The 22,280-nt window shown below is 28.9% G+C and carries 13 protein-coding genes and 1 other RNA gene; 6 read left to right on the plus strand and 8 right to left on the minus strand.

Features of this window, described 5'->3' with window-relative positions:
• Positions 1-3: 3 nt before the first annotated feature.
• From pglX to brxL, 3 genes are read left to right on the plus strand one after another with little or no spacing between them, the layout of a single operon-like run.
• A complete protein-coding gene (gene pglX, locus AB0T67_RS11165; RefSeq protein WP_369220365.1) occupies positions 4-3,516 on the plus strand; it encodes a BREX-1 system adenine-specific DNA-methyltransferase PglX in 3,513 nt (1,170 codons plus the stop codon).
• A 2-nt stretch (positions 3,517-3,518) separates the two neighbouring features.
• Complete coding sequence (gene pglZ, locus AB0T67_RS11170) at positions 3,519-6,047, plus strand: BREX-1 system phosphatase PglZ type A (protein WP_369220366.1); 2,529 nt, start codon at positions 3,519-3,521, stop codon at positions 6,045-6,047.
• 2 nt (positions 6,048-6,049) lie between these two features.
• The gene (gene brxL, locus AB0T67_RS11175; protein WP_369220367.1) at positions 6,050-8,056 is read left to right on the plus strand and encodes a BREX system Lon protease-like protein BrxL; all 2,007 of its coding nucleotides are present in this window, start codon (positions 6,050-6,052) and stop codon (positions 8,054-8,056) included.
• Between the two features lie 64 nt (positions 8,057-8,120).
• On the opposite strand, the gene AB0T67_RS11180 is transcribed toward brxL, so the two are convergent.
• The 4 genes from AB0T67_RS11180 to ssrA form a co-directional block, all read right to left on the minus strand.
• Positions 8,121-9,107, minus strand: a complete 987-nt coding sequence (locus tag AB0T67_RS11180) for a type II toxin-antitoxin system HipA family toxin (protein ID WP_369220368.1) — start codon at positions 9,105-9,107, stop codon at positions 8,121-8,123.
• 2 nt (positions 9,108-9,109) lie between these two features.
• Complete coding sequence (locus tag AB0T67_RS11185; RefSeq protein ID WP_369220369.1) at positions 9,110-9,433, minus strand: HipA N-terminal domain-containing protein; 324 nt, start codon at positions 9,431-9,433, stop codon at positions 9,110-9,112.
• The gene (locus AB0T67_RS11190) at positions 9,433-9,639 is read right to left on the minus strand and encodes a helix-turn-helix domain-containing protein (protein WP_214984084.1); all 207 of its coding nucleotides are present in this window, start codon (positions 9,637-9,639) and stop codon (positions 9,433-9,435) included. Before AB0T67_RS11190 ends, AB0T67_RS11185 begins: the two co-directional genes overlap by 1 nt.
• Positions 9,640-10,056: 417 nt before the next feature.
• Positions 10,057-10,451, minus strand: a transfer-messenger RNA (tmRNA) gene (gene ssrA / locus AB0T67_RS11195).
• 213 nt (positions 10,452-10,664) lie between these two features.
• On the opposite strand from ssrA, the gene AB0T67_RS11200 reads away from it, so the two are divergent.
• Positions 10,665-11,876, plus strand: coding sequence for an NAD(P)-dependent oxidoreductase (locus tag AB0T67_RS11200; RefSeq protein ID WP_369220370.1), 1,212 nt, complete (start codon positions 10,665-10,667; stop codon positions 11,874-11,876).
• Between the two features lie 62 nt (positions 11,877-11,938).
• The gene (locus AB0T67_RS11205; protein WP_271230477.1) at positions 11,939-12,154 is read left to right on the plus strand and encodes a DUF3820 family protein; all 216 of its coding nucleotides are present in this window, start codon (positions 11,939-11,941) and stop codon (positions 12,152-12,154) included.
• Between the two features lie 231 nt (positions 12,155-12,385).
• Here AB0T67_RS11205 and AB0T67_RS11210 read toward each other — a convergent pair whose 3' ends face one another.
• A complete protein-coding gene (locus tag AB0T67_RS11210) occupies positions 12,386-13,345 on the minus strand; it encodes a transglutaminase domain-containing protein (RefSeq protein ID WP_369220371.1) in 960 nt (319 codons plus the stop codon).
• 39 nt (positions 13,346-13,384) lie between these two features.
• Positions 13,385-14,203, minus strand: a complete 819-nt coding sequence (kdsA, locus tag AB0T67_RS11215) for a 3-deoxy-8-phosphooctulonate synthase (protein WP_369220372.1) — start codon at positions 14,201-14,203, stop codon at positions 13,385-13,387.
• A gap of 90 nt (positions 14,204-14,293) precedes the next feature.
• Between kdsA and AB0T67_RS11220 the strand changes: the two genes are divergently transcribed.
• A complete protein-coding gene (locus tag AB0T67_RS11220; protein ID WP_369220373.1) occupies positions 14,294-15,292 on the plus strand; it encodes a M28 family peptidase in 999 nt (332 codons plus the stop codon).
• A 249-nt stretch (positions 15,293-15,541) separates the two neighbouring features.
• Here AB0T67_RS11220 and AB0T67_RS11225 read toward each other — a convergent pair whose 3' ends face one another.
• Both AB0T67_RS11225 and AB0T67_RS11230 read right to left on the minus strand, forming a co-directional pair.
• Positions 15,542-15,988, minus strand: coding sequence for a hypothetical protein (locus AB0T67_RS11225; protein WP_369220374.1), 447 nt, complete (start codon positions 15,986-15,988; stop codon positions 15,542-15,544).
• Positions 15,989-16,035: 47 nt separating this feature from the next.
• Positions 16,036-22,200, minus strand: coding sequence for an alpha-2-macroglobulin family protein (locus AB0T67_RS11230; RefSeq protein ID WP_369220375.1), 6,165 nt, complete (start codon positions 22,198-22,200; stop codon positions 16,036-16,038).
• Positions 22,201-22,280 lie beyond the last annotated feature (80 nt).

Consider the following 22,280-nt stretch of genomic DNA (forward strand, 5'->3'; position numbering starts at 1 on the left):
TTTATGAATACTAAAACCTTTGCACAAGAAGCTCGTAAAATACTTATTCAAGGAGTTGCTAAAAAATTACTCTATTGGGGATTTAATGAAAAAGGAGAAACCTTAGAACAGCCAGAAAAAGCTTCTGGAGGTTATTCTTTTAGAAACGAGGTTTTTGATGATCCTTCTGTGCCTGAATTATGGAAATCGTTACAAACATCCATAGAAAATAAAGGAATAGATGTTGTTGTAGAAGAAGCTGCTTATACTTGGTTTAATCGTATTATGGCATTGCGTATTTTAGTGAAAAATGGCTACGAAGAACCACAACTAGAAAATGCAACTGGTTTAGAACACACGCCTGTAATTTTACAAAAAGCTAGGCAAGGTAAAATTGATTTTTTAACTGCGGATAAAAAAAAGAGCTTACAAGGAATATTAACAGATTATAGCAAAGATCAAGAAGCGTTTGCTATTTTAATAAAAGGCTATTGCCATAACCATAAAACGCTACAACGTGTTTTTGGTAAAATTGACGATTATACCGAGTTATTATTGCCAGACAATATGCTACAAGCCGATGGTTTTCTGCATTTATTAAATACAACAGATGCAATTTCAGATGAGGAGTATCAAAAAGTAGAATTGATTGGTTGGTTGTATCAGTTTTATATTTCTGAAAAGAAAGATGAAGTTTTTGCATCCTTTAAAAAAGGAAAAAAAGCCGAAGCAAAAGATATTCCTGCTGCTACACAAATTTTTACGCCCAATTGGATTGTAAAATATATGGTGGAAAATACCGCAGGTAAAATTTGGTTAGACAAAAATCCAAATTCGAATTTAAAAAATGACATGAAATATTTGGTAGCAAACCAAAGTGAGGCTACTGCAACACCGATTATTTCTACCATAGAAGAATTAACACTAATTGACCCAGCAGCAGGATCGGGGCATATTTTAGTAGAAGGTTTCGATCTTATTTATAAAATGTATTTGGAAGAATACTACACACCAGAGGAAGCGGTAGAGTCTATATTGAAAAATAATTTGTACGGTTTAGATATTGATCAAAGAGCCGCACAATTAGCAACTTTTGCAATTTTGTTGAAATCAGCAAAAGTATATCCTGCTATTTGGAGCAAAAATTGGCTACCAAATGTGTATGAAATGCCTGAATCTGAAGAGTTTAGTATACAAGAAATTAAAGACTTTTTAGGCGATAAAAGTACAAATTATCTAGAAGAGTTAGAAACCGCTTTATGCTTAATGAAACAAGCTAAAAACTTAGGTTCTGTAATGAAACTAACGTTAAGCGAAGAAGCAAGAACTTTTATTGAACAACGATTTATTACTCTTAAAACGGCTGAATTTAGAGATTTAACTCTTGAGTTTATTTATCAAAAAATAAAAAATTACATTCCTGTTTTATTAATTTTAACCAAAAAATATACTTCTGTAGTGGCAAATCCGCCGTATATGGGGCAGAAGAGTATGAATGTTGATTTGAAAAATTATGTAAATGCGAATTATCCATTAACAAAATCGGATTTGTTTGCTGTTTTTATGGAAGTTGCTCTTGCAATGAATATTGATAACGGATTAATGGGAATGATTAATCAACATTCTTGGATGTTTTTATCTTCTTATCAGAAATTAAGAGAACATATTTTGAAAAATTTCGGAATTGTAAATATGTTGCATTTAGGTGCTAGAACTTTTGAAGAATTAAGTGGTGAAGTAGTTCAATCTACGGTATTTGTTTTAAAAAATGGAAGTGGTATTGAAAAAGGAACTTACTATCGTTTGACAGATTATAAAAAAGTAAATGAAAAGGAAGTACATTTTTTAAATAGAAATAATGAGTTTTCTAACATTTCCCAAACAAACTTTTCTAAAATACCAGGAAGCCCTATTGCTTATTGGGTGAGTGAAAATTTGACAAACCTTTTTAAGGGAGAAACTATTGCTGATTATGGTGAAACAAAAAAAGGAGTACTTACAGGGAACGATAAAAAATATGTAAGAAAATGGTTTGAGGTTAATGAGAAAAATATTGGTTTTGATTTAATTGATTATCAGGACATGATTCAGAAAAATCGTAAATGGATACCAGCTACAAGTGGAGGGAGTTACAGAAAGTGGTTTGGTAACCTAGAGGTCGTTATAAATATGAAAAACGATTCACATGATATTAGGTTTAAGAACGAAAATAACCATAGGCTTAGAGATTCAAAATATTATTTTTTAGAATCAATTACTTGGTCTGAAGTTAGTTCAAATCAACTTGCAAATAGATTAGTTCCTTCTGGAGTATTATTTGGGAATTCAGGACCCGTTTTATTTCCTAAAAAAAATTTAAACTTTCTTTCAGGTCTATTAAATTCGAAAGTAGCAATGCAAATGTTCAAATTTCTTTCTCCAACAATGACTTTTGGACCAGAACAAGTAAAAAAAATTCCCTTCTCACTAAATGAGTTACAACTGATCAATCCCTTGGTAAATAAAAATATAGAGATTTCAAAGAATGACTGGAATTTCGGAGAAACCTCTTGGGATTTTGAACAATCGCCATTATTAAATAAAACAACTACTTTAGAAAGTGCGTATGCAACTTGGGAAGAAGCTGTAACTACAGACTTTTTTCAATTACATAAAAACGAAGAAGAACTCAACCGTATTTTTATTGATATTTATGGTTTACAAGACGAATTAACACCAGAAGTAGCTTTAAAAGATATTACTATTTTACAAGAAGAACTTGCTAAAAAAGATTTAGAAAAATTAGAAGAAAGTTTTAACAATAATGGTAAAGAAGCAGTTCGTTTGCCAATTAACAAAGCAGAAGTAATCAGCCAATTTATAAGTTATGCTATTGGTTTGTTTATGGGTCGTTATCGTTTAGATAAAAAAGGTTTAAACATTGCGCATCCAAACCCAAGCGAAGAAGAATTAGAAAGTTACAGCTACAACAATGGAGAAGTTATTATAGATGAAGATGCTATTATTCCATTAATGGGAACTGCTTGTAATTTTCCTGATGATGGATTGCAACAAGTTTATAGTTTGTTAGATACGCTTTGGGGAGCAGAAACTCGCACGGAAAATATCAACTTTATACAAGAGTGTTTAAACAAAGACTTGGAGAGTTTTTTAGTAACAGACTTTTACAAATATCATTGTAAAAAATATAAGAAAAAGCCAATTTATTGGTTGTTTTCATCTAAAAAAGGCGCTTTTAAAGTGTTGGTTTATATGCACAGAATGAATGCTTTTACAGTAGAGAAAATACGTGATAATTATTTGTTAGAACATATAAAAAATGTAGCTTCAGAAATTACATTCTTAGAAAATAACGAAGCAAATTTAAACACTCAAGATCGAAAGAAATTAGAGCAGTTGCGTAAAAATTTACAAGAATGTTACGATTATGAAGCGGAGTTAAAAACAGTAGCAGACAATCAAATTACTTTTGATTTAGATGATGGCGTAACGGTAAATTACAAAAAGTTTGAAACTATAATCGCAAAGATTAAATAAATATGATATTAGATAAAACCAAACAATCCTTTGCTAATTTCCCTGGGCTAAAAATATTGTTTCTATTTGATGAAGCAGAAGAATTTTTAGAAGATGTGCAACAAATAAATTCATCAGAATTTAAAGTGGTGTATTGGGATAACAATCCTTTTGTGTTAAAATATCAGTTAACACACGAGTTGCAAAATGAAAAAGTATTGTTGTATTTGAATTTGCCAGAACCAACAACTCAAGAAATGTATCATAATTTTCCTTTAATGGGATTGTTGCTTGCAAATAAAAAATTGCAGTTAGACAATGTAGGTGCTTTTATGGAGGAGTTTGGTTTACAGCGACATCAAAAAAATATGTTGTCTAAATACATGGTAGAATTAAAATATTCGAGTGTAAAAGAAGTTGTAAAACCTATTTTAGTTTCGGGTAATTTTCAAGAAACAAAATTACAGCAAGGTTTGTTGTCTGCCTTTTTAAAATTTAAAAAGGTAGAAAATTGGGAGGTTTTAATTGCGAAATTGTGTGTTTTATCACAAGAAAAAAATGAAGTATCTTTTAAAAGAGTACAACAAAAAATAAAAAGTACTCATTTAGTTGATATTATTTTAGAGAAAGTAAAAGATTATACGGGTTGTATTTTAAAGTCAATAATTGCTGAAGAATTTTTGCAAGTAGCAAGAAGTTTATTTTATAATTATACCATGCAAAATAGTGGTTTGATAAAAAATGATGCGTATGCAAGCTTAAAAATAACAAATACTAGCCAGATAATGGCTATCAATCAATTTTGGCAAGTAGTAGAAAGCAATGAATTAATAGTTGCTGATTTTAAAGAATTGTTAGTTGTAATTGAAAAAGATATTCAAGGAAAAAAATTGTTAGCTATTTATGGATTGGAAACAAATTATGCTTTTTATTCAAAGAGCTTAACATGGGCAATTTTAGAAGAATTACAAAACAAGATTGTTTTAAATGATGAAAATGCTTTAAAAATAGTAAACAATTTAGCGTTAAAACAAGAAATAGAAGGCACAGTTAAAGAAACCGTGTTATTTTTAATAGAAGTATTAAAAACAACGGTAGCAATTAATAATATACCGACTTATATTTTAAATACTCCTGAAGAATATATTGAGTATTATACGAACAAAGGGTATAAAATTGATACAAATTATAGACGTGCAATTTTATATTTAAGTAAAATTGATATTGTAGAAGTTCCTGAAAACATAGCTTTAGAAGTGCTTAAAAATAATTTGAATAAAAGCTATAATAAGCATATAGATAAATTAAACAGGCACTGGCTAGAATGTTTGTCTCGAATAGATTTTAATTACAAGAAAATTCAAACGCCAAAACAATATGATTTCTATAATACAGAAGTTGCAGATGTAAATAACAAATTAGTCGTTATTATTTCGGATGCAATGCGTTATGAAGTAGGAGTAGAGTTATTGTCTAAAATGCATGTAGATGCTAAAAACACGGCAGAAATAAGACATGTACTGGCATCTATTCCATCTAAAACAAATGTAGGAATGGCACAATTATTACCAGGAAAGAAAGAATTTAACCAAGGTGATATTTTAAGTGATGGTATTTCTACAGTAAGTAGCAATAGAGCAAAATTGTTGCAAAGCTATAAACCGAATGCGCAAGCGGTACAATTTGAAATAGTGAAAAATGCAAAACAAGTAGATAATAGAGTTTTGTTTAAAAATGACTTGGTTTATGTTTATCATGATGTTATAGATGCAACAGGAGATAAACGTGTTTCAGAACACAGAACTTTTGATGCTGTAAAAGATGCTATTTCAGAATTAGAAAGGTTTATTAAATTACTACACAGTTCTTATGCAGTAACGAATGTTTTAATAACTGCAGATCATGGTTTTTTATATACTGATAAAAAAATTGAAGACAAAGAGTTAGAGAAATTACCTAACAATACGTTAATTTCACACAATAGGTTTTTTATAACGAAAGAGCATCAAGAAAATGAATTAGGTTATAGTATTCCTTTAAAGCAAACAACAGATTTTAAGGATGATTTATTTGTAAATATTCCGTTTTCGGTTAATAGATACAGAAAATCTGGTGTAGGACATCAGTTTGTACATTGTGGAGGAAGTTTACAAGAATTAGTAACTCCGTTAATAGTTAGTTCTAGGAAGCGAGAAGAATTTTCTAAAAAGGTAAATCCTACCTTATTAAATAAAGGAAAACTACGGGTAGTTTCTAATATTTTAAAGTTTAATATTTTACAAGAAAATGAAGTTTCTCGTTTAGAAAAACAAAGAACGATTACAATAGCATTATACAAACAAACAATGTTGGTAAGTAATACTGTTGAGGTTGTTTTAAATAGTACTTCAGAAGTGCCAAGTGATCGTTTGAAAAATATAGAATTAGTATTAATACCAGCATTTTCAAACGAAAGTATTTTTAAACTAAAAATATTTGATACGGAAGATTTATTAAACCCTTTAATTGAAGAATTAGTAACCAATAACACCTTATTAGGACAAGATTTTTAGCTATGAATTTAAAAGAAAAAATATTAGAAAATTTTGAAGGAAAAGTAGTTCGTAAAGATTTAACTGCATTGGTAAAAGGAAGTAATCCTGTGCCTGTTTATGTGTTGGAATATTTATTAGGACAATATTGTGCTATTGATGATGATGAAATTATAACTGCTGGTATAGAAAAGGTTAAGAATGTGATTAGAGATAATTATGTACACCGTTCTGACTCCGAAGTTGTAAAAGCAAAAATAAGAGATCGTGGGAATTATAAGGTTATTGATAAGATAAGTGTTTCTCTTAATGATAAAGCAAATATATATGAAGCAGAGTTTGCTAGCCTTGGTTTAAGAAATGTTCCGATTGGAGATAAAATGGTAATGGAAAACCAGAAACTATTGAGTGGCGGTGGTGTTTGGTGTATTCTAAATATAGGCTATTCTCATGCAGATGATATTTCTATACGTTGGATTATTATAGATATTAAACCGATTCAAGTTTCTAACGTTAATTTAGATGAATATGTTAATTTAAGAAAAGAATTTACAACAGATGAATGGCTAGATTTACTAATGCATAGTATTGGGTTAAATCCTAAATATTTTAATAAACGTGATAAGTTTATCCAATTATCTCGTTTAATTCCACACACAGAAAATAACTATAATTTTATTGAATTAGGACCAAAAGGAACTGGAAAATCTCATATATTTTCAGAGTTATCACCACATGGTGTTTTAGTATCTGGAGGAGATGTTTCTAAAGCTAGACTTTTTGTAAATAATTCTGGAAATAAAATAGGTTTAGTTGGGTTTTGGGATGTTGTAGCATTAGATGAATTTGAACAAGAAAAAGGCGGAAAACGCACGTATGGTGATTTGGTTAAAATCATGCAAAATTACATGGCTAATCAAAGTTTTAATAGAGGAAAGGAAACGTATCAAGCTACAGCTTCTATGGCATTTGTAGGTAATACAAAGCACAACGTACCTTATATGTTAAAGAATTCTCATTTATTTGAGTCTATACCAGAAGGTTATTTAAAAGGAGCTTTTTTAGATAGAATGCATATGTATATTCCTGGATGGGAAGTTCGTATTTTGAAAACAGCAGTATTTTCATCTGAATATGGGTTTATTGTAGATTATTTAGCGGAGTTACTTAGAGAGATGCGTAAATATGATTTTTCTTCACTTATGGATAAATACGTAACGCTAGATGGATCTTTAACAACTAGAGATAAAACAGCTATTAGAAAAACCTTTTCAGGTTTAGTAAAACTAATATATCCACATCAAGAAGTTTCTGAAAAAGAAGTATTAGAGCTTTTAAATTTTAGTATAGAAGGACGTAAACGTGTAAAAGATCAGTTATATATTATTGATGAAACATTTAGAGGTGAGCCAGTAGAATTTAAGTATACAATTTTATCTAACGGTGTAGATGTTTTTCCTGAAACGCTTGAAAACTTAAACTATAAAGCTGAAGTTGAAATAAAAGATAATGAAGAGGAGGAGCTATTAATAGCAACTAAAGTTAAAAAAAACATAGTATTAACAACTAAACAAGAAATACTAACAGACAATCAAACAGGCGTGTCTTACAAAATTCTGTTTGGAGAGTATTTAAAAGGTGTTAGAAATATTACAATTCAAGATCCTTATATAAGGTTACCATATCAGTTTAAAAATTTAGTAGAATTTTGCTTAATGTTATCTGATAACAAAGCACCAGAAGATGAAATAAATTTAGAAATTATTACTTGGAATAATGAAGAGTTTATAAGAGATTCTATATTCAATTTTGAAGAAATACAAGAAAATGTTGCTACTATAGGAATTCATTTGACCTATCGTTTAGAAGAGTATCATGATCGTTTTATTGCTACAGATAACGGCTGGAAAATAACATTAGGTAGAGGCTTAGACATTTTTGAGAAAATAGAAGGTAGATTTAATGTTGCAGATATAGATCAAACCAAAAGAAAATGTAAGTCTTGTGAGTTGACTTATTTGAAAATGTAGCAAATTAAGTTTTTATTTGTTGAATTTAAGAACTTAAATACGTAATTACACCTATAAAAAACAATCACACTCTCAATAATTTTTTGAGCCTTGTTTGATATGCTTGTGTATAATTTCGTTTTAATTTTTTACTTAAAAAAGAAGCATCAATAAGCGATACAACTGCTTCTTTTTTTGAGGTTAAATTATTAAATACTTTTTCTATTTGTTTTTTTGAGATACCAGCTTTTTCTCCTAAAATAAAAAATTGTGTTGTGATTTTTCCTTGTGCTAAATTAGGAGGTAATAAACCATCTTCTAAGGCAAAATCAGTATCATCTATATGGATTCTACTATTTAATAAATCATAAGCTGGACTTAATTTAAAATCTCCTAAAGGAGTTTCTATTAAAGAGAAGTTTTTAAAATGAGCATCGCCATTAGAAAACAAGTAATTAAAAAGTATTAGTTTAAATAATTTAATAGATTCGATAGCATAAGCAGGCGTATATTTTTTTAAAATTGTAAAAAGTTCCAAATAATTACCAACATATTTAAAATCTTCACCATGAGTTTGAGGTGTTCTTTCCGATAATGAAGCAAAATCTTCTTGCGCCCATTTACTACCGTCTTTTTTAATATCAAAACGTTTTGTAATATATGCAGGATCTCCATTTTTAAAGAAAATAAGCGCATTTTCTGCGGTTTCAATATCAAAAATTTGTCTGGCAATTTGCATTGTTAAATGCTCGTTTGCGGGCATTTCATTTGAATATTTACCTACATTTGGTATTGGTTTTAAAATATATTGACCTTGTTCATTTTCGTGAATTAAACGTAATTTATTTTTATCTAATAAAACAGAAAATTTTTCTTGTACACCAGAAATAGACATTCTTTTTCTGTTATCTGTAAACAATAAATCTGTACTTTGATTACTCGATGGCGAATCATAATTTAAAATAGGACTTACTTTTTTCCCATAAAAAACACGTCTTAAAGCAGTATTACTGTAGGTATTATTATTTTTTGCAAGTGTACTTGGGCAATTTGTTATTTCTGATAAAATCATTATTATTCAATTTTTTTGATAGTAACAGCGCCAATAGTATCTTGTTTTGCTGTAGTAATTAATATTCCAAAATGATCTTTACTATCTATTCTATTTTCATAACAAACAGTTTGTTTATTAGAGCCTTCTGGTAACATATTATAGAAAAAAGAAAATAAATAATCAGAAGAATATTCTTGTTTTGTTTTGGGTAACGTTAAACTAATTCCTGGTTTATTTGAATCGTTAAACCATTCATCAGAATATTTAAATACAAAAGTACCAGTATCTAATTGCGTTAATATTCCTGCAATTTCTTTTTTATATAATACGTTTGCTTGTCTCATTATTTAATACTTACATTTTTAACTATAAAAGTTAACTCTACGCCTAAAGCATCACCTAATTTATTTAGTGTTTCTAGTGTAGGATTTCCTTTGCCACTTTCAAACTGTTTGAGCGTACGTAAACCAACACCAGAAAGATCAGCAAGCATTTCTTGTGTTACATTTAAATTTTCTCTACGATTTTTTATAATATCTATTAAGTGCATTATATGGCTCTTTTAATGTAAATATACACTTTTTAATTTATTGTAAAGTTTAAAAGTGCTTTAAAGTACACTTTTTATGTGTAAGTATAATTAATATGAATAAAGTTTAGAATTTTTTTTAAAACTACATACTGACTGTCATGCCAAATTTACTTAAATACTTCATAAGGCTTAAGTACAGATAAAAAACTAATTTGCTTTAATAGATTTTATTTTCTATTTTTTACTGTATTTTAAGTTTAAACAGGCTTAAAAAAGATATTATATAAAAATACTTAACAAGTATTTATTTGATTTTTCTAGATAAAAAGACTACTTAAATAGTACTAAGAAAAGAGTTTAGCTATCATTTTTTTTGACACCTAAATTGACACCTAAAAATAAAAACCCTGTAAACACGGGGTTTACAGGGTGTAATTGTGGAGACGCCGGGAATCGAACCCGGGTCCAAACAAGCAGTTCAAATGCTTTCTACATACATATTTCTTTCTTAATTTTCGACAAGTAACTGATTAAGAACAATCTGTTAAAAGCTTATCTTCTTTAGTTTCAAAAACCTGCCGAAGCTTCAGGTTTTCTATATTTACTTTTACGATATCCAAAAGTGAAGCGCCGTAAATCAAGGCTATTCGTGGACATAAAGCTTGCACACCTTGTGTGCCTAGGCTAATCCTACTATGATTCGGATTAAGCAGCTAAAGCGTAGTTATTCTCGCCGTTTAAAAAGTTGAAATAAAGTTTAACGAGATATCTATTCACTGCTCGGCATGCTTACATTATCGCTGGTCTCGCTGTCAAAACCAGTCGTCCCCAAAGTTAAAGAACACAAATTTAAGATTTAAAAACATCGATAATATTTTTTATCTTTGATAAAATCATTTTTTTATCAAAGATAAAAAATATTTGTGCCTGCAAATATATGAAAATACTATTTGTACAATACATTTAAATCAAGTATTTTCGCTATAATTGTTTTATTTTTAACAATTATAGTTTATTTGTTTAATTTTACATAAGAAAGAAGAATGAAATTCGGAATTATTAAAGAACGTAAGAATCCACCAGATAGAAGAGTAGTTTTTTCACCTAAAAAACTACAAGAATTTAAAGAACAATTTCCTGATGCAGAAATTGTAGTTGAAGGTTCTGATATTAGAGTTTTCAGCAACCAAGCATATAAAAATGCAGGTTTAGAAGTGGTAAGTGATATTTCAGATTGCGATGTATTATTGGGTGTAAAAGAAGTTCCTTTAGAAGCTTTAATTCCGAATAAAAAATATTTTTTCTTTTCGCATACTATCAAAAAACAACCTTACAATCGTAAATTATTAAAGGCTGTATTAGCTAAAAATATTGAACTATACGACCACGAAACAATTATAAAAGAAAATGGTGCTCGATTAATTGGTTTTGGTCGTTACGCAGGTTTAGTAGGAGCTTATAATGGTTTTAGAGCTTTAGGTTTACGTGAAAATCTATTTACCTTACCAAAGGTAGAAACTCTTTTAGATTTAGACGCTGTAAAAGTTCAATTAGATAAAATAACTTTACCTAATATTAAAATTTTACTTACTGGTACAGGTAAAGTAGCACACGGAGCTAGAGAAATTTTAGATTATTTAAAAATTAAACAAGTTAGTGATGCGTTATATTTAACTGCTGATTTTACAGAGCCTGTATATTGTCTTGCAGATGTTATGGAATATACTAAGCGTATTGATGGAAAAGTAGGGGACAAGTTTGCTTTTTATAAAGACCCAAGTGGTTACGAAAGTAATTTTATGCCATATGCGAAAATGACAGATTTCTTTATTGCAGGTCACTTTTATGGTACTGGTGCTCCGTATTTATTTACAAAAAAAGATGCTAAACATGCCGATTTTAAAATTAAATATGTAGCTGATATTTCTTGTGATGTTAATGGTCCTGTAGCTAGTACTATTCGTTCTTCAACTATTGCTGATCCTATTTATGGATATAATCCTACAACTGGATTAGAAGTTAGTTTTAGAGATGAAAAAGCAATTACAGTAATGGCTGTTGATAATTTACCATGTGAATTACCAAAAGATGCTAGTGAAGGTTTTGGTGAAATGTTTTTAGAAAATGTAATTCCTGCTTTTTTTAATAATGATAAAGATGGGATTTTAGAAAGAGCAAAAATGACCACAAACGATGGTAAATTAACCGAACGTTATTTATATTTACAAGATTATGTAAATGGAATATCAGAATAGTAAAAAACACAAAAAAATAAGAATAAAATCCCGCATTAGCGGGATTTTTTATATCCAAATATATGTTGCCAGATAAACAGTTTTTAATTGATACAGCCCAAATGAGAATGCCTTTTGGTAAATACAAAAGTTATTATTTAGTCGATTTGCCAGAACATTATATTGTTTGGTATAAAAATAAAGGTTTTCCTAATGGGAAATTAGGTAAAATGATGGGCTTAGTATATGAAATGCAATTAAATGGTTTAGAAGAAATTTTACGAAAAATTAGAAACTAATCTTTTTTATTTTTTAAATATTTAAAACAATAAGAATTATTATAGATATGATATAAAAGCTACTATTTTAGTAGAAGTTTTATTAGGAGCTTATAACACGAGAAATTAGTTTTTAGCCCCGATTGAAGCAATTGTTTGAGCTCTTTTTTATTTTTTTCTTTTGAAAAATAAAAAAAGCGAGTGCGGAAAGCGGGAAATAGCTTCTAAAAAAACATTATTTAAAATGATATATTATTTTATTAAAAACTCTAACATAACTTCTTTATCAATAATTAAATAAACTTCTTTGCTATTTTTAGGTGGAAGAATACTTATAATCGTCTGATTTTTTTCAAAAGAAATTTTTGGCTTTTGGGCATATTTTACACCTTTAAATCCACAATATATAGATTGATTTTTAGTAATATTTTCAAGGATAAAAGTAATCGGTGTATTTGCTTTTTTAGTAATGATACCATTGATAGGCGTTATCAATTTATACGATGTTTTAAGAAAAGAACTACTATATATCGGTTGCTGAAAATATGCTTGTAAACTCATTCTTTTTACACGTAATTGCCATAATATATCATCAGGAAAGTGGGTTAGGAAATATTTTTCTTTAGGGATATTAAAATAATATTCATTAAAACTACGTTGCCAACGTCCATTATTAACAGCTCCTGCTGCCCAAGTAGCATCTAAATACAGCCATTTATTGTTAATTTTTACAGCATTCCAAGCATGATTGGCAGGGTTGTTTACTTTGCCGATATCATTAGAAGAAATTCGAACATGACCTTTTATTACGTCATTTTCAATATTTAAAAGCGTACAAATTTTACTAAATGTTTGAGCATAACCTTCGCAAACACCACTTCTTCTAGACATTGTTTTTTTAACAATATCATTTTTTATATTGTTAATTTTGGTTTGTTTTTCAGCTTCGTTTCTATATCTAAAATTGATTCTTTTTTTAGAAGGATTATAAAATGCCTTTAAATCATATCGAATATTAAAAGCAAGCCAACTAAATACGGCTCTTACTTTTTCATCATCAGAAGTAAAATCAGCTGCAATTTTGTCGGCTAATTTACTTGCTGTAATTATTTTGGGATAGGTTTTTATTTTAGCATCAACAGTTGAAAAACCTTGAGCTGATAGGGTAGCGGTAGTAATAACGAATACTAAAAATAAATAAAGTTGCTTCATATAAGAGTTTAAAACAACTTTATTTATCAAAAATTGTGCCTATAAATTATTGACAGTTTTTCTAATTGCGACTAAGTTTGTTAATAGTTTTTCTAAATAATCAAGATGTAACATATTAGCACCGTCACTTTTTGCATTTGCAGGGTCAAAATGAGTTTCAATAAATAATCCATCGACATTATTTACGACTCCAGCTCTTGCGATTGTTTCAATCATATCTGGTCTTCCGCCAGTAACACCGCTTGTTTGGTTGGGTTGTTGTAACGAATGTGTTACATCTAAAACCGTTGGCGCAAATTCACGCATTGTTGGGATTCCTCTAAAATCGACAATCATATCTTGATAACCAAACATAGTTCCTCTATCGGTAATCCATGCTTTTTCGTTTCCTGCATCGTGAACTTTTTTAACAGCGTGTTGCATTGCTTCAGGGCTCATAAATTGTCCTTTTTTCAAATTAACTACTTTACCTGTTTTGGCAGCTGCTACCACTAAATCAGTTTGACGTACTAAAAAAGCAGGGATTTGCAAAACATCAACATATTCGGCAGCTTTGTAAGCATCTGAAACTTCGTGAATATCAGTAACCGTAGGAACATTAAAAGTTTCGGAAACTTTTCTTAATATTTTTAATGCTTTTTCATCACCAATTCCCGTAAAACTATCAATTCTACTTCGGTTTGCTTTTTTAAAACTTCCTTTAAAAATATAAGGAATTTCTAATTTATGAGTAATTGTAAGTACTTTTTCAGCAATTCGCATTGCCATCTCTTCACTTTCAATAGCACAAGGACCTGCTAAAAGGAAAAAATTGTTAGCATCAGTATGTTTTATATTCGGAATAAGTTTTAAGTCCATCGTTGTAAGTTTTCAACAAAATTAAGAAATTAATTTGGCTATATTTAACCTTTTAAATTAAATAAGAATTCACATTAGAAATTGTATCCGATGAAAAATAATATAAAAAGAATACTTTACGTATCAGCATTTGTACCAGCTTTATTATTGTCTTGTAAAACAGTGCAAAATGATGCTAGTAAAGCTGTGAATACCACAGTTAAAAATAATAATAAAAGAAATATTATTGATTCTTTAGTTGTTAAAAAGCACTTATATACATTGGCTTCGGATGAAATGCAAGGGCGCAAACCTGGAACAACAGGTATGGAAAAAGCAACTATTTATATTGAAAATGAATTTAAGCGTATTGGTTTAAAAACCTATGATAATTTAGCGACTTATCGCCAAAATTTTACACATAAAGGAATTAAAATGAGTAATATTATTGGTGTTTTAGAAGGGGAAAGTAAAAAAGATGAAATTGTAGTTATCTCTGCACATCACGACCATTTAGGTATAAAAACAGTAGGAGAAGGTGATTTAATTTTTAATGGTGCAAATGATGATGCTTCAGGAGTTACAGGTGTATTAACATTAGCCGAATATTTTGCGAAAAAAGGAACAAACGAAAGAACTATTTTATTTGTATGTTTTACTGCGGAAGAAATGGGTTTAATCGGTTCTGAATTTTTTGGAAAAGAAATTGATGCAACTAAGTTTGTAGCAGGAATTAATTTAGAAATGATTGGTAAAACACCAAGTTTTGGGAAAAATACGGCTTGGTTAACAGGTTTTGAACGTTCTGATTTTGGAAAAATTATTCAAAATAATTTAGTAGGTACGGGTTATCAATTATTTGCTGACCCTTATGAGAAATTTAATTTATTTTTTAGGTCTGATAATGCTTCTTTGGCTCGTTTAGGAGTTCCTTCACATACGTTTTCTACAACGCCAATTGATGTTGATAAAGATTATCACAACGTTTCTGATGAAGCTGAAACCTTAAATATGACCGTAATTACCGAAACAATTAAAGCCGTAGCAAAAGGAACTGAAAGTATAATTAACGGAAAAGATACACCTACAAGAGTTGTTATTAAAAATTAGTTTCGTGTTTTTATAAATAATAAAATAAATTATTTTACATAAAAAGTAATATTCAAAATAGTACAAATGCCTAGCCCCGATTGAAGCAATTGTTTGAGCTCTTTTTTTGATTTTTTTTCAAAAAAAAGCGAGTGTGGAAAGCGGGAAATTGCTTCTAATCATTTTTTGAATTTTGATAAAAAAGAGAGAATTATAAAATAAAAAACCTCCAATATTTGGAGGTTTTTTGTGTTTAAAAATTTAAAATGTTTAAAACTGGTAACGAATACCTAATCCAAAATCTGAATTAAAACCTTCGTAAAAATTACCAAAACCAAGTTCTGGTCTAAAATCTAAAGAAACTATTAATGGAATATCAAAATTATATTCTACCCCAATTGTACCTGCTGCAAATAGTGCGCTGTCACCACTTGCCGTAGCAATTCCTCCACCAGCACCAGCAAACCAATTAAATTGATTTTCTAATTTCCAAACCCATTGATAAAGTCCTGTGGCTTTAAAAGCATTTCCTTTTCTTATTCCTAAATCAACTTCTAATCTATTAATGTTATTTAATTTTTTTTGATATGAAATTTCTGCTCCAAATCCGCCATTACCACCCGAACGAATACCAATTGCATTTTCTGAAATATCTTGTGCATTTGCAGATACTGTTGCTAAAGTTAAAAAGCCAATGGCTAAAAATAATTTTTTCATGTTTTTTTAATTTTAAGAATAAATAACCTAACAATTTAGATGCCAAACTATTTTATAATAATTCTTTCTCCTTTTGAATGACTACTAAATTCTGGTGCATACATATTTTGTATGGTTGTAATTCCGTTGCTAAAATTACCAGCATTATTTACACGAACATCATATTCGAATACAAAAACACCTTTTGGTAAACGGTCGAAAAAGAAATTTGTAGAAGCGTCTTTTGTAGCTTCATAATAATATAAATTGTCTTGTGATTTATATTGAGAAAGTACATTTATTGGTTCAACTCCTGAAGCTCTCATGTCTTTCATGTGTACAAATTCCATGTTTCTATCAGAGCGTAATTCGATTCTTACGGTAATTAAATCGCCAACTTTTAAGGTTGTTTTATCGGTTATTTTAATAAGTTCTTTTCCTGTATCCGAAGTTATTTTTTTGAATAGATTTTTACGTAATTTTAACGGAGTTTCTGCCGATGTAATTTTATCTAAATCTTCAAAATACTGCCAATATAAACCTCCCCAAGCAATACCTTTTCCTTTTTTAGAAATAGTAACTTCGCTCATATTTGGTGTAATTTCGTTGCCATTCCACGATGTTTTAAAATATCCTGTACCAGCTTCTACTTTTACATTTTCTAATTTAGACGCTTCAATTTTATTGTTTCCAATTTTCACATCTACCATATCGGTAATTGAAAGCCAGTCGCTACCTTGTAAAAGTAAGGCGTAAACGGCTTCGGTAGTTGCTTTTGTTGTTTTCCATCGATTTGTTTGCTTGTTTTTAAGCAACCATATTTTTAAGTTATCAACTGTTTTTGTATCGTTTTCAATTTCAGAAAAAGCTTCAATTAACAAAGATTGTGTTTCAATTGGTGCTTGATAATTGTAATATCCTGCAACATTATTTTTCCAATACATTCCTAATTCATCCGAAGTAATACTGTTTTCTTTTAATGATTTTAAAATTTTAGAGGCAAGAGTTTTGTTATCATTTCTAAATTGAATTAAAGAAATTTGACCTTGTGCGTATAAATTATAATCTTTCCAATAAGTAGCAGATTGCTTTTTATAATATGAAATTGCTGTTTTGGTTTTAGATGCAACATTTATTTCAGGATAAAAACTACGCATATATAAATATTGAATAGTCGCATAACTTAAATGATTTTTATTTAGATATTCTTCTGATGCAGTTTGTCCTTTTTTGGCTTTTATTCTTGCCGCTTCTTTTAGTAAATTATCGTATTGAATTGCTATTTCAGCATCTAAAAAACGAATTGCTTTTTCTAAAACTTGTGTTGTTTTGTTATCAAAATTAGATACGCCTAATTTTTTTAAATGTCCAAATCCACTTGCAATATGCTGCGTAATATAAGTATTTGCGTAATTTCCTCCTTTAAACCAAGGAAAACCTCCGTTACTCATTTGCATATTTTGAAGCTTATTGATTGCATTTTCTTGCTCATTTTTCATTTTATTCAAATCGAATAATAAAGCAATACGTTTCTTTTGTTCGGTTTCCGATTGTGCATCACGAAGCCAAGGTGTTTCTTGAATAATCAACGATTTTAATTCTTGATTTTTTTCAAGATTTGATAACAACGCATCGCTCGATTTCCATTGATTAAAAACTTTTTGAATTTTCGGATTTGAATTTGCAATAAAACTTGCCAAGGTATTTGCGTAATATCTTGCAAAAGTTTGTTCGCTACATTCATACGGATATTCCATTAAATACGGCAAAGATTGCACCGCATACCACGCAGGATTTGAAGTTATTTCTAAAGTTAATTTATGATGTTTTAAACTTGTAGAAGTATTGTTTTTTAATTTATCAAGCGTAAAAGTTTTTGTTTGATTCGAACGTACCCACATCGGCAAAGTTTCGGTAACCAACATTCTGTTCGATAAAACAGGCAACACATTTTGTTCTCCATCAGAAAAATTACCAGCCTTTGCTACAATTTTATATTGAACAGCTTGAATATTATCAGGAATAGCTAAGTTCCAAGAAACATTAGTATTTCCTTTTGAATTTACACTAAAATTTTGGTTTTTAGTTGAGTTATTTAACAGGTTAATTTCTTTTCCTGTAATGGCATCCGTTAAAATTAATTGAGAAACTCCTTTTAGTTTTTCTTCGGATAAATTCGAAATTTTAGCACTCAAAGTTATATTGTCGCCTTCTCGTAAAAATCGTGGTGTATTTGGTGTAATCATTAACTCTTTTTGAGTTACGGTTGTAAGTGTTTTAGTTGCTGATAAAGCTTCTTTTGTGTGGGCTAATAATTGCAATTTCCATTTGGTTAATGCCTCAGGAGTCGTAAAACTAAAAGAGATGTTTCCTTTTTTATCCGTAGTTAAATGCGGATAAAAGAACGCTGTTTCTTGTAAGTTTTTACGGATTTTAATTCCTTTTAAATCTGTTTTTTTTGGTTTGTCATTTACATCAGATTTGTTTTTAGAAAAAGAACTATCTTCAACTTCTGTTAGTTCACTTTCATCTGTTTCAGTTGATTCAATAACAGTTTCTTCAACTTCTTCTTCTGTAGATTCACTTTCAGAAATATCCATGTTCATTCCTCTACTACTACTTTTCATCATCATCGTTCTACGACGATAATTTTCACCAAATCGGAACCCAAACCATTTTAGCCTATCATATTGTTGATTCGAATAACTATTATTCGAATAATGTCTATTAAAAACTCGAAAATGCTCGTTTCCAAAACTATGATACGCACTTGATGAATTTCCACGAGAATAATAAGTAGCTGTTCTTATTGGGTTAAATTTCCAATTATGAAATTTAAATTCATCTAAAGAAGCATCGTACATACTTGCTAAAACTTCCGCCGTTACTTTATTTTTTTTATCATTTTTAATAGTGAAACTCCATTTTTCGGTAGTTCCAGGTTGTAATTTATTTCTAAAAGTATTTGTTTCAATGCTGATATTTTCTTGTCCGTTTTCTACTGAAATATTTAATAATCCAGTATCAAAAGAATTATAATTCACAAAATAATATTTGATAGCAAAACCTTTAATATCATCTTTATGAACAGGGATTTCAATGTTTTTTACCTCATTATTTAGATGAATAAATTTAGTGTCAATGGTTTTATAATCTTTTTCAATTTCAACAATTACGGTCATATCTTTTGATGCCGAGCCAATTTGTACACAAACAGTCTCATCAATAGTATACGTTTTTTTATCTGTTTTGATAAAAAATAATTGATTATCAGCTACTTTTTCTTCGGATGTACTCGTAATATTAAAATGTGCTTTGTCGGTTACTTTTTGATTAAATTTATCAGTCGTATTTAAAACAGCGATATAAGCTCCTGAAGTCCATTTTTTAAGATGATTTAAAATAAGTGCTGTTGATTTCTCTGTATCAAAAGATTCTTCAAAAACAAGCGCACCTTTTTTCCAAGTAGTTTGATTTATTTCTTCTTTAGAATAAGCATCATGCGGAAATAATTTATTGAATTCATTTTCAGAAATATCTTGATAATCAGGTGTATTCCAAGGTCTTTTACGCAACGGATTTTTAGGTGCTTGAAGCTTATAAATTTTTACAGTTCCTTTACTAGGTGTAAACTGCCCGTTTAAATTGTTGGTTGTAATAGTTATTTCTTGCTGTTTATCGTCTTTATTACCTTCCTTATTTATGGTCGAATTAATTTGTAAAGATGCCAATAAAGCATGATATCCAACTTTTACAATCGTTGTAGTGTTTCGTGTTTCGCCGTTTACATCGGTAATATCTGCGGTAATTTCGTAATTAAAAACAGGTAAACTTTCTTTAGAAACACTTTCATCAGGAATTGCTTTAAATTGAATAGAAAAATTACCTGATGCATCTGTAACCGTTTCTCCGTGTGTAATTTCTTGAGCTTCTACGGATGAATTAGCACCACGCCAATACCACCAACTCGGATATTGAACTTTTCTATGCACACGATATACAACTTTAGCATCGGTAACATTTGCGCCAGAAAAAGCTTTTGCAAATCCGTTTACGGTAATATTATCGTTTACTTTAAAAGTTTGAGTAATGGGTTTAAAATCGGTTTCAAATTTTGGACGTTTGTATTCTTCAACCAAAATATTGTTGATATTGTTTTCTCGTTCAAAGTAAAAAGGAATACCGTTTATAAGACTATTTTTTTCTTTTGAACTTTTACGAATAGAAAAATTATATTCACCTGTTAAGCCTGTATTTGGTAATATAATTTCACCAGATGCCGAACCAAATTCATTTAGTTTTAAATCTAAGGTTTTTACTTTTTGACCGTTTACATCATTTAAAGTTACTTCAATATATGAATCTGAAAAAGAGGTATTTTTTTCTCCTTTCTTTTGAATTAAAATCGTTTTAAAATAAACCGTTTGCCCTGGTCGATAAATACTTCTATCAGTAAAAATAAATGGTTTTATTGTAATGTTTTCTTTGTTCTTTTTTACCGTATTTTTTTCATGTTTATATAAATAATAATTGCCAAAAATAGCAGTATCATTTTTCGATGTAACTGTTATTGATACATTATAATATCTATCATTACTTATATAGGTTGCAAAACCATTTTTATCTGTAATTAATTTTTTATCTAATTTTCTTTCGCCTCTACGTTCATTATTTTGTAATAATAATTGAGCATTTTCAATTGGTTTTCCTGTATTTCTGTTTACAACTTGATACTTTGTTATATTGTTATCAGTATTTTCAATTAACACCAAATTACTTACTTGAATATTTGCGGTAGCGTATAAATTATCACTGTTTAAAATGCTATTTTCATGTGCTACAATTAAATAATTATCTTGCGAAAGTTTCGGAATAATTACTTCTGTAGTGTGCTGTTTATAATCGAATTCATTTCTTAATTTATCATTCCAAGAAGTTACTTTAGTCAATTTTTTAATAAAATTGATTCGTTCTTCTTCCTTGTAAAGATTGTTTAATTCCGTTATTTTCTTTTTGTCAATTTTATAAGCGGTAAAATAAAGTTTATCAATATTATTGTAGGTAATTAATAATCGAGAAGCTGTATTTATAGGACTAAATTTTTCTGATAAAAGTGACAGTGATTTGTTTGTTATTTGTCCTTTTAAAGCTTTACATTTTTCTGATGCAACACTTTTTGGGAATTTCGTAATTACGGCATCACAAATAGTTAAAGCTTCTTTATTTTTAAAACGAAAATTTTCATTTTTATTAGGTTGATAAGTATTTGCTTGTTGTCTATAAATTTCTGCAATTTGATGACTATATAATCCTGAAGTAGCATTTTTTCGCTGTTTTTCTTCGGATGATTTTAATGTTTGTAAAAATAAATTTTGTTTATCATTAAAAATAGCATGATTACTTACAAAATTTAAACGCTCTAAATCTACGGTAGCTAAGGCTTTTAAATTTTTGTTTTTTAGATGAAAATTAATTAATTCTTGATAAATTTTTAATGTATTAAATTGAAGTGATATTGCATCTTTTGTAACTAAATTTATTTTAGTGAATTTTTTTGCAGTGCCTATTAATTCAGAATTATCAATTTTAAACTGATAATTTGGCTTTGTAATATTTGTTTCTGATGTTTTATAAAAATCAAGAGCGTTATGTGCTAAAAAATCAAATAAGCTAGGACGATATTCTTTTGAACCTTCTACAATGTATAAAATATCTTTAAACTCACGAATATCGGTTTGTTGTAAATCTTTTTTATTTTCTAATGATTTCTGATAATAGGTGTGAATTTCGGCAAAAAGTGTATCTAAATCCCAAGTTCTAAAATCGATATTATCAACTTTTTCACTTGTTTTTGTTCTGTTGTAAAATTTCCATTTATTTTGATTGAAATATTGCCAATATAAATTTGCCAATACATTTTCTAACACATTTTTTGTTGGAAAACTACTTTTATCAATATGAACTTTAAATTGATTGATGATTTTTAACTGCGCATCTTCTTCTAAAATTAACGAAAATTTACTTTTATAAAACAGTGCTTTAATAATTTGTGGCGAATTTTTAGAAACATCCGCTTTAGCGTAAATATTTTCTACTACTTTTAAAGCTGATTTTGGTAAATTTTCGTTTTCAAATTTATCTACTTTTTCCCAAAGACTTTCGTAATTTTCTTGAGCGTTTAGTGTAGTAGCGAAAAATATAATCATAAATAACAGTGTTGTGATTTTTTTCATAACGGATGTTTTATAGTATTTAAAGTACAAGTAAATTAATATTGTTCTTTAATTTAGTCTAGCTTTAAAGGTAATTAATA

The organism is Tenacibaculum salmonis (genome assembly GCF_041053065.1).
In the GTDB taxonomy this organism is placed as follows: Bacteria; Bacteroidota; Bacteroidia; order Flavobacteriales; family Flavobacteriaceae; genus Polaribacter; species Polaribacter pacificus_A.